General features: G+C 49.2%; 11 protein-coding genes. 1 reads left to right on the top strand and 10 read right to left on the bottom strand.

Annotated features, from left to right (window positions below; translation table 11 throughout):
• The first annotated feature begins 218 nt into the window (after positions 1-218).
• On the top strand, positions 219-521 hold the full coding sequence (locus BZG75_RS10695; RefSeq protein WP_077576940.1) for a hypothetical protein: 303 nt from the start codon (positions 219-221) through the stop codon (positions 519-521).
• Positions 522-654: 133 nt separating this feature from the next.
• On the opposite strand, the gene BZG75_RS10690 is transcribed toward BZG75_RS10695, so the two are convergent.
• The 10 genes from BZG75_RS10690 to BZG75_RS10645 all read right to left on the bottom strand — a co-directional run bounded on the left by BZG75_RS10690 (position 655) and on the right by BZG75_RS10645 (position 8,773).
• On the bottom strand, positions 655-1,209 hold the full coding sequence (locus tag BZG75_RS10690; RefSeq protein WP_077576939.1) for a hypothetical protein: 555 nt from the start codon (positions 1,207-1,209) through the stop codon (positions 655-657).
• Positions 1,209-1,790: a ComF family protein gene (locus tag BZG75_RS10685; protein WP_077576938.1), complete on the bottom strand. Its 582-nt coding sequence runs from the start codon at positions 1,788-1,790 to the stop codon at positions 1,209-1,211. Before BZG75_RS10685 ends, BZG75_RS10690 begins: the two co-directional genes overlap by 1 nt.
• Positions 1,791-1,854: 64 nt before the next feature.
• Positions 1,855-2,535: a S1 family peptidase gene (locus BZG75_RS15690; protein WP_443216196.1), complete on the bottom strand. Its 681-nt coding sequence runs from the start codon at positions 2,533-2,535 to the stop codon at positions 1,855-1,857.
• A 672-nt stretch (positions 2,536-3,207) separates the two neighbouring features.
• Positions 3,208-4,089 (bottom strand): metal ABC transporter permease, encoded by an 882-nt coding sequence (locus tag BZG75_RS10675; RefSeq protein WP_077576936.1) that lies wholly within the window; start codon positions 4,087-4,089, stop codon positions 3,208-3,210.
• Positions 4,086-4,931 (bottom strand): metal ABC transporter permease, encoded by an 846-nt coding sequence (locus BZG75_RS10670; RefSeq protein ID WP_077576935.1) that lies wholly within the window; start codon positions 4,929-4,931, stop codon positions 4,086-4,088. Before BZG75_RS10670 ends, BZG75_RS10675 begins: the two co-directional genes overlap by 4 nt.
• Positions 4,928-5,809 carry an ATP-binding cassette domain-containing protein gene (locus BZG75_RS10665; RefSeq protein ID WP_077576934.1) on the bottom strand — a complete coding sequence of 294 codons (882 nt, stop codon included), beginning with the start codon at positions 5,807-5,809 and terminating at the stop codon, positions 4,928-4,930. Before BZG75_RS10665 ends, BZG75_RS10670 begins: the two co-directional genes overlap by 4 nt.
• Positions 5,796-6,698, bottom strand: a complete 903-nt coding sequence (locus tag BZG75_RS10660; RefSeq protein WP_077576933.1) for a metal ABC transporter substrate-binding protein — start codon at positions 6,696-6,698, stop codon at positions 5,796-5,798. The genes BZG75_RS10665 and BZG75_RS10660 overlap by 14 nt, the downstream gene beginning before the upstream one ends.
• 154 nt (positions 6,699-6,852) lie before the next feature.
• Positions 6,853-7,536, bottom strand: a complete 684-nt coding sequence (locus BZG75_RS10655; RefSeq protein WP_077576932.1) for an HAD family hydrolase — start codon at positions 7,534-7,536, stop codon at positions 6,853-6,855.
• A 131-nt stretch (positions 7,537-7,667) separates the two neighbouring features.
• Positions 7,668-8,237: a YceI family protein gene (locus BZG75_RS10650; RefSeq protein ID WP_077576931.1), complete on the bottom strand. Its 570-nt coding sequence runs from the start codon at positions 8,235-8,237 to the stop codon at positions 7,668-7,670.
• Entirely contained in the window at positions 8,234-8,773 is a 540-nt protein-coding gene (locus tag BZG75_RS10645) for a cytochrome b (protein WP_077461382.1), read from the bottom strand. Before BZG75_RS10645 ends, BZG75_RS10650 begins: the two co-directional genes overlap by 4 nt.
• Between the last annotated feature and the right edge of the window lie 88 nt (positions 8,774-8,861).

Raw genomic sequence — 8,861 nt, 5'->3', positions numbered from 1 at the left:
GATATAACCCGGATATCCAGGTACAATATCAGCGCCTAATGGAAAACGGTAAAAGTAAAATGCAGGCTTTAGGAGCTGGAATGCGCAAGCTGGTACAGATTTGTTTTGGTGTTGTAAAACATCAAAGCGAATACCACCCGCAAGTGGTTACATAACCCTTTACGGATGGTTCGGAGAGATGGTATCTACGTCAATCTGACTATAGCCAAGGAGGCAACATGATTGATCAACGCATTTTTAATCTAGTGAAAAGCCTAGTGAATATAGATGATCTAGTGCAAAGAGGGCATACAGCAGGTTTTATCCTTGAAGCAATTCAAGTTGCCTGCAAAAGACAAAACCGAGAGTGTACTCTTAGTGAAATGGATATAATCGGTGTAATGAAGATGCTTGAGTTGTCACAAACACAGCCATTCTTACCAAACACAGATATTCAAACCATTGATAACGTTGGGAACTCTATTGCAGAAACTCAGCCACAGATCACTATTGACCCAAATACTGCTCCTCAAGCAACTTAAACTGTCGCGCCTATTACTCTGTTAATAGGCGCATATTTTTGTGTGATGCAGGCATATAGCGCGAAGCTTTGAGGCAATTTTGAAACCGCGAAGCGGTGGAGAAATTGTCCGGCAACAGCGTCTGGTTAGGTATCTAGAACAAACTACCTTGTTGATGCTTGAAAGATTGTATGGTTTCTCTTATCTTGAGCTTTTTATCTGCCTTTTCTAATGCGGATGAACTCATATAAGAAATAAGTTTTTCGAGATCGGATGCTTCCTTTATCTTTAGGAATTCCTTAGATTTGTTGACATAAACTAGAGCTAATTTCTTTCTCTTCAAGAGTTCGATTGCGTTACTCAGTGTCCCGGTGCTCTTCGTATCCCAAACCATTAATCCATAGTCACAATCTTCGGCCATTTTTAAGTCTTTAGCAGTAAAAAATGCCCTAGTTCCTGAAGGCTCGTTCGTATCAATTTTTGATACTGGCCAACGCCCAAGATTGTTTCTTGGACTGTCACCCGAACAATATACAAGAACTAACTTCATGTTTTTTGAGATTAAATATTCCTGAATGGAGCTATCTACCCCATTTGCATCACCAACAATCACTTGGTATCCGGAGTCAACTATATTGTTAATCCTGGCTTGAATATTTTTATCCAAGTTTTTGATACCCATAGAGCCGGATATAAACACTTTGTGCATTATCTTTTCCTAGTCACTGTGGCCACATAGACATTTCTTATCTTACTATAGCCTCGTAGTACTGTTGTCGCTGCTTCCAAAGAAGAACCGGTATCAAAAAGGTCATCTACGATCAAAGCATCAAATAGACCTTCACCTAATACGTCATATGCTGTAAATGCGTTTACTAAGGCAGACACTTTGTCTTCCCTTTTTTCAATGTCCTTCATTGGGGAAGTGCTGCCGGTTTTCACCAGTAGATTTTCAACATAAGGGATGCCCATACGTTGTGATAGGTCTCTTGCGATTTCTGTAACAGGCTGTCGATTTCTTGGCGTTGAAGCTGGCATGGGTATTATCAAGTTCGCTGACGAGAAAGCCCTCCCAAATGAAGAGCATAATTGCTGCCCAATTATCGGAACCTGTGAATAATCCGACCGATATTTTAGCTGAAATAGTGCCTCTCCGGCCTCCGGGCGTTCGGTATCAAATTGCATGTATCCATACTCGTTATACCCAATTGGTGTGCTTCGAATCGTATGCCTGTCAAGTGAGTAACCTAACGTCCAAATCCCTTCCATCTGTTTAATATTAACATCCATCGTGTACCCCTCCAGCCACTCAAATTGCGAAACTTAGTAGGCTCTGCGTACTGCTTAATACCTTCTACTCTTCATTTTCGGTCCCATGCTCCCAAGGCGACTCACCAACATATAGCGTCCACGAAGCTTCGACGCCAGAGGGAAGCACTTTATGAAAGCCTAGCGCATCCAAAATGGGCTCCACCGACAAAGCCGTAAGGTAGCCGAGCTCCGTTACATCGTTGTTGTGGCAGAGAGAATCAATAATTATCCCCAGACCGAAATCGTAGCAAGAGATTGCCGGCCCTCCGCTAAAACCTCCACGCGCCATGCTTGAAAGAACAAACCTAGGATGAGGATTACCACGTAGGTCTACGATAGCATTCACTTCTGCACGAGTTGTCACTAGCATTGGCCCTTTAGCAAACGGAATCGGTGGATAACCCATTACAATTGCTTCGGTCAAAGTAAGGCTATCGTCTAGCCAGTCGTCTAGATGGAAACCTAGCGGAACGACTGGTTTTTCTAATCCTTCTAAAACTATAACTGCGACATCAACGTTTTCATCTGGATGGTATAGCGGACCTGTGATTGAATGAGCGGGTTGCTGATATTCGCTAAGATTGTTGCCGCTTTCGCGCTGATACCATATGTCTGGTAGATTCGCGGAACTACTAGATTGTCCAACCTCTTTGATTTTATTTCCGTAAACTACATGTCGAGCAGTAACAAGGACACCGTCACCGACGTGAAATGCTGTGCCGATACTTTCATCTCCAGTCTTTGTAGTTACAGCAACATATGCTATTGCGCCACTATACCGCTGTATAAGTCCACGGGGGCTCTGGTAAGCCTCACCCCAGGGAGATGCGTTTTCATTAATTTTTTCATTGGTGCCATACTCGGATTGCTTGTTACGAGGTGACTCGGATGCCTAATAATGCATTAGTGCGCATACGCGATTTCCCAAAACCATTACACTCACTTTTATTCATTTAACCAACTGAAATATATAGTATTTATCGCCTCTCATGCATAATGCTTTTCCGAGAAAGTGTGCCCGCCCCCTATCTCTTCTCGGGCGTTCACACTATCCCCACGCGTTAAGCTGTAAACGCATGACTCATCGATACCTTTAATCATCCATTCTGCGAAAGTGTGCATCTGTCACGGATAAACGCGCACGTTTTGCCACGCTACCGCCAGTTAGTTGTCGGCACCTAACACGCCATTGAGTTGGCAAATTTGGGATTAGTGTATCAAGGGCTGTTTTGTTTTTCGTGCGCTATTGTCCAAAGTGTTAGGTAAGCCATGTTTTGTGAGGTGGGTACAAGACGTGGGCTAGAACACGAGGGGCGAGTCGAATGGGTGGGGCGGTGCGCGATCGGAGCGCGAGCTCTATCTCGCGCACTGCTCAGGTTGGGATCGCCGATGCCGATCAGTGCGATTGCGCTGAATGCGTGGTGGCAGAGCGCGTTGCTTTTGTTGTTTGCTGCGTCGGTTGCGGGCGCTTTTGGTTGCGGTGGATTTGATATTGTTGCCACGCAAAGGTCACCACAAAACAGCCTGTGAGTAGCAATACAATGGTCGGGCCTGGTGCACTGTCGAGGTAAAACGACAGAGTGACGCCGCCCACGGCGGTGACTAAGGCGATGGCACAGGCAATCCATAACATGCGGCTAAATTGCTTGCTGAGCATAAAGGCGGTGACGCCCGGTGCAATCAACATCGCCACCACTAAGATAATCCCCACCGCATGTAAGCCCGCAACAATGGTGGCAATCATTACCGAGAGTAAGAGCCAGTGAAGCTTTTGCACGGGGAGCCCGAGCACGCTGGCTTGTGCGGGATCGAACGAGAGCAGCATTAAATCTCGCCCTTTAAGGAGTACAAGCGCAAGCACGACTAAGCCAGTGATGGCGGCGGTGAGCAGCTGTTGGTGGTTAATCCCCAACAGGTTGCCAAATAGAATATGATCAAGGTGCAAATCAGACGGGAATTGGCCTTGCAAAATCAGCCCCAGCGCGAAAAAGCCAGAAAACACAATCCCCAGTAAGGTGTCTTCTTTCACACGGCTATTTTGTTTGAGCCAATGCACACTGGTGGCGCATGCGGAGCCCGCAGCAAAGGCGCCAACAATCAGCGGCAGGCCAAATAAGTTTGCCAACACCAATCCCGGCAGCACCGCGTGAGCTACCGCATCGCCAATTAACGACCAGCCTTTTAATACTAAATAGCAAGAAAGCAGCGCACAAGGCAGCGCCACTAAGACGGCCATGAGCAGCGCATCTTGCATAAAAGTCAGTTGATACGGATTCATTGCAGTGCCTCCTGACGTTTGGCGCGCCGCGCGAGGATCCCGTGTTTGGGGCCAAACACAAAGGCGGCTAAGAAGAGTCCCACTTGGGCCAACACAATCAGTGCGCCGGCGTTAAGGTTAGCGAAATAGCTGATATACACCCCAAACAGTGAGGTGAGTATGCCGATGACACCACTCAGTACCAACACGGGTCCGAAGCGATCGCTCAGTAAATAGGCGGTGGCACCGGGGGCGATTACTAAGCAAATCACCAAAAAGGCACCGACACTTTTAAGTGCCGCCATGGTGCAAGCACTGAGCAGCGCAAAAAACAGCACCTTAAGCCCCACCACAGGTAAGCCAATGCAGCGGGCGTGGCTTTCATCGAAAAAGGTCAGCATAAAATCACGCCATTTCACTGCCAGCACGGTGAGGCTCACCAAGGCAATGATCAGCATTTGGATCGCATCGAGCGGGGCAATGGCGAGCAAGTTGCCCAGCATAATTTGTTGAATATCGACCGCGACGGGCGAAATCGAGACCAAAAAGAGGCCGAAGGCGAAAAAGCTCGAGAAGATTAAACCGATGATCGCATCTTGTTTTATCTGGCTACGTTGGTGCAAAAACAGCATCACGCTCGCGGCCATGCCGCCGGCAACAAAGGCGCCGAGTGAAAAGGGCAAGCCCAGCATATAAGCGCCGGCAACGCCCGGTACAATCGCATGGGAGAGGGCATCGCCCATCAGCGACCAACCTTTGAGCATCAAAAAAGCCGAGAGCAAGCCGCACACGCCGCCAATCAAGGTGGTGACCAGCAATGCTTTTTGCATGTATTGATAGGCGAGAGGATCGAGTAAGCTCATTCGCGCCGCTCCTGCGCGCTTTGTTCGCGCTTGCCATACACCACCAGGGGTCGTTCATCGTCGGAAATGACCGACAGCTCGCGCGGATCGGCGTCTTGGTGGAGTTTCTCACTGGGCATCACATACTGGCGCAGTTTGCCGCCAAAAATGGCACTCAGGTTCTCAGTAGTAAATACATGCTCTGTGTGTCCGCCTGCCACCACCGCGCGATTGACCAGCACGGTGCGATCGCAAAAGTCGGGCACGGTGCCAAGGTTATGGGTGGCAATTAAAATGGTTTTGCCTTCGTCTTTGAGCTCGAGCAGCAAACGCATAATCGACTCTTCACTGGTGACATCTACGCCAGTAAAGGGCTCATCCAGTAAAATCAGCGGGCTGTGCTGAGCCAGCGCGCGGGCGAGAAAGACGCGCTTTTTCTGTCCGCCGGACAGTTCGCCAATTTGCCGCTGGCGAAAGGCTGTCATATCCACCCGGGCCAAGGCCTCATCCACCGCTTGATGATCCGCCGCTTTGGGGCGACGCATAAATGACATCTTGCCGTAGCGGCCCATCATCACCACGTCTTCCACTAACACCGGGAACGACCAATCGATCTCTTCCGATTGAGGCACATAAGCGACCAAGCCTGCTTTTTGCGCTTGCTTGATCGGGGTGCCGTTCACTGCAATGCTGCCACTGCCGGGATTCACAAACCCCATGATCGCTTTAAACAAGGTGGATTTGCCGCTGCCATTGGCACCCACCAAGGCAGTGATGGTTTGCGCGGGTAGCGAGAAGCTGGCGTGCTCAAGGGCACATAGGCCGTTTCGATAGACGACACGCACCTCGTTGACATCTAACACACTGGGCGTGCCATCGGTTAAATCATAGTGCGTCATGGCGCAACCCCGCTAACACGGTTTCTGTGGTCACTGTCAGTAAGGATAGATAATCAGGCACCGGTCCGTCAGCTTGACTGAGCGAATCGACATATAAAATGCCGCCATAGTGTGCGTCGGTTTCTGCGGCGACTTGTTTGGCGGGGGCATCAGACACGGTGCTTTCGGAGAAGACAGCACGCACTTGGTGTTCTCGCACGGTATCAATCAGCGCACGCACTTGTTGGGGGGTGCCCTGACGCTCAGCGTTAATCGGCCATAAATAGGCTTCGTTGAGGTTCAAATCTCGCGCCAGATAGGAAAAAGCACCCTCACTGCTTACCAACCAACGCTGGGATTCGGGGACTGCGGATAAGGCATCTTGTGCACGCGCGAACACGGCTTGAATTTGTGCCTTGTAGGCTTTGGCATTAGCTTGGTAGTGCGTTTGATTGGCAGGGTCGTATTTAACAAGGGCGTGCTCGATGTTATCAACGTATCGCATTGCATCAGAGGGCGACATCCACGCGTGCGGGTTAGGTTTGCCACGATACGGGCCAGAGGCAATCATAATCGGCTCCACCCCGTCAGATAAGATCACATTCGGCACCTTATCAATGTGCTGGAAAAAACGTTCGAACCAGCGCTCTAAGCCTAACCCGTTCCACATCACCACATCCGCACCTTGCGCACGCAGAATATCTCCCGGAGTGGGTTGGTAATTGTGGATCTCCGCGCCGGGTTTAGTGAGAGACACTACCTCGGCATGCTCGCCCGCCACGTTGGCAGCCATATCAGCCAGAATGGTAAAGCTGGTCACCACTTTTAGCTTGTCCGCGTGTTTTAATTGGTCGGCGTGCGCCATCGGAGAGAGCAAGAGCGCCGCAATAATTAGCAGGTGTTTTCTCATAAGCGTTAATCTCGTTCATTATGCGTGTGACTACGGCGTGAGGTCGCCAGCCGATCATACGTTAAAGATAACGGTTATGATAATCATTCTCAAGTGCGTGTTGGTAAAAAGGGCACACGAGGCGCCCTGTCGTCACGTTTCCTGTGATCTTTTACTAATCACGAATGGTGTCGTAGCGAGCCCATTCCATAATGGTCCAATCTTTTTCTTGGGCATGCAGGCTTAAGTGCGGGTCCGGGTTAACCGCAAAAGCGCTGTCGACTTGCTCAAGCAAGGGGACATCCCAGTGCGAATCACTGTAACCGTATGTGTGGCCGACCGTGTCATGACGGTCAGATAGCCATGCCTGCATGTAGTCATGCTTGCCACGAAAATCACGCACACAATGGGATATGCTGCCTGTATACACGCCATTTAATGTTTCAAGCTCAATCGCAATCACGGTATCGAGTTTGAGCAGTTTGCCAATCGGACGCGCTAGGTGGGCGGCGGTGTTGGAAACTAACACACAGTGATCGCCGCGGTTGCGATGCCACTCGATACGCGCTAATGCTTGTGGTACCACCACGGGAGCGACGTGCTGATCGATAAAGTCGGTGGCCCAAGCAGCCACGGTTTGAATCGATTTTCCTTTGACCGGGATCAGCTGCACTTGCATATATTGCTCAAGGTTGATGCGGCCTTTTTTAAAATCCAAATACGCCCGCTTCTCTTGCTCGACCACGTTTTGCGGGGCGAGATCGCACTGGCAAAGATATTTCAGCCACGCTTGTTTGGTGTCGGTAGCGACCAGGGTTTCGTCTAAGTCGAAGAATGCAATGTTAATAGGTAATGTCATAGCTAAACTAATTTTTCTGTATTATTGCCGCCATCGTAACTAGAGACTATGACGAAAAGGTTTCAGTGTTGATGCGACAAAAAAGCCTTGGCATGTGGCCAAGGCTTTTTTAGTTTACTGAGTCTAGCAAGTTACTGGCGAATGCCTTCTACGTGCAGCTCCATATCAACGTATGTGGCAGGGCCCATAGTGGGAATACCAAAGTCTTCTAGCTCCAGGCGGGTGTTACCCATAAAGCCAGCGCGGTAGTTGCCCCAAGGATCTTCACCGTGACCGACGAGTTCAGCGTCGATTTCAATTGGCTTAGTTTGGCCATGCAAAGTGAGATCGCCTGTAATGGTCATCGAGCCGTCGCCGTTGTCGGTTACGTTGGTGCTTTCAAAGGACGCTTGGCCATATTCGCCTACATCCAAGAAGTCACCGCTACGAATGTGCTTATCACGCTCAGCATGGTTAGAATCAATACTGGTTGTATCAATCGTCACCGACACACTTGATGCGCCAATGTTATCTGGGTCGAATTCAAATTGGCCGTCAAACGTATTAAAACGACCTTTGGTAAAGCTGTAACCTAGGTGTGGCACTTTGAAGTTGACCGAGGCATGTGCGCCTTTGGTGTCAATCATATAAGTGTCTGCCAGTGCAGGCCCAGATAAGAGTGTCGCGGCGCTCATTCCCATGGCTAACATGAGTTTTTTCATTTCGGGTTTCCTCCGATCATCTTCCGTAACGTATTGTCTTTATCTTTAAAATGGTGTTTAAGTGCCATAATGGCATGGCCTGCTGCTAACACAATCAAGGTGATGGCGACGTAGTAGTGTATATCGCCAGCAATGTCTGATTGATTGGGAAACAGCTCCCCTGCGCTCGGCACAGTAAACCAGGTGAATACTTCAATCCCACGTCCGTCTGAGGTTGAGATCAAGTATCCAGAGACAAACAGTGTGGCAAGGAGCAGGTAAATAGTATGATGGCCTGCTGTTGCCGCTTTACGTTCCCAAGCCTTACCTTCAACGGTGGGCATAGTGTGTGTTGCTTTCCACACAAGTCGACCAACAGTCGTTATCGCCAGTAATATGCCTATCGATTTGTGCCAGTGTGGCGCAGTTTGATACCAACTACTGTAGTAGCTCAAGTCGACCATCCACAATCCGACAGCGAAAAGGCCAACGATAACGAGACTCGATAGCCAGTGTAGCGTACGCATAACGCGATCGTAGCTATTTTTCGGTGTCATTTGTTCCCGCTCCCAATTACTAATCCAACACAGTATATAAGGTGAACGGCAATATAGAAGCTGTTCACCTTGAACATGATGTTCGAAT

The sequence above is a fragment of the Salinivibrio sp. AR640 genome, from assembly GCF_001995405.1.
GTDB classification, from domain to species: domain Bacteria; phylum Pseudomonadota; class Gammaproteobacteria; order Enterobacterales; family Vibrionaceae; genus Salinivibrio; species Salinivibrio costicola.
Note: the sequence above shows the minus strand (reverse complement) of the source record. Positions and strands in the feature narration are given on the sequence as shown.

Bases quoted from the DNA above. Each gene is read 5' to 3' on its own strand.
- BZG75_RS10695 (WP_077576940.1), top strand. From the start codon at position 219: ATGATTGATCAACGCATTTTTAATCTAGTGAAAAGCCTAGTGAATATA.
- BZG75_RS10650 (WP_077576931.1), bottom strand. From the start codon at position 8,237: ATGAAAAAACTCATGTTAGCCATGGGAATGAGCGCCGCGACACTCTTA.
- BZG75_RS10665 (WP_077576934.1), bottom strand. From the start codon at position 5,809: ATGACGCACTATGATTTAACCGATGGCACGCCCAGTGTGTTAGATGTC.
- BZG75_RS10670 (WP_077576935.1), bottom strand. From the start codon at position 4,931: ATGAGCTTACTCGATCCTCTCGCCTATCAATACATGCAAAAAGCATTG.
- BZG75_RS10675 (WP_077576936.1), bottom strand. From the start codon at position 4,089: ATGAATCCGTATCAACTGACTTTTATGCAAGATGCGCTGCTCATGGCC.
- BZG75_RS10655 (WP_077576932.1), bottom strand. From the start codon at position 7,536: ATGACATTACCTATTAACATTGCATTCTTCGACTTAGACGAAACCCTG.
- BZG75_RS10685 (WP_077576938.1), bottom strand. From the start codon at position 1,790: ATGGATGTTAATATTAAACAGATGGAAGGGATTTGGACGTTAGGTTAC.
- BZG75_RS10660 (WP_077576933.1), bottom strand. From the start codon at position 6,698: ATGAGAAAACACCTGCTAATTATTGCGGCGCTCTTGCTCTCTCCGATG.
- BZG75_RS10645 (WP_077461382.1), bottom strand. From the start codon at position 8,773: ATGACACCGAAAAATAGCTACGATCGCGTTATGCGTACGCTACACTGG.
- BZG75_RS10690 (WP_077576939.1), bottom strand. From the start codon at position 1,209: ATGCACAAAGTGTTTATATCCGGCTCTATGGGTATCAAAAACTTGGAT.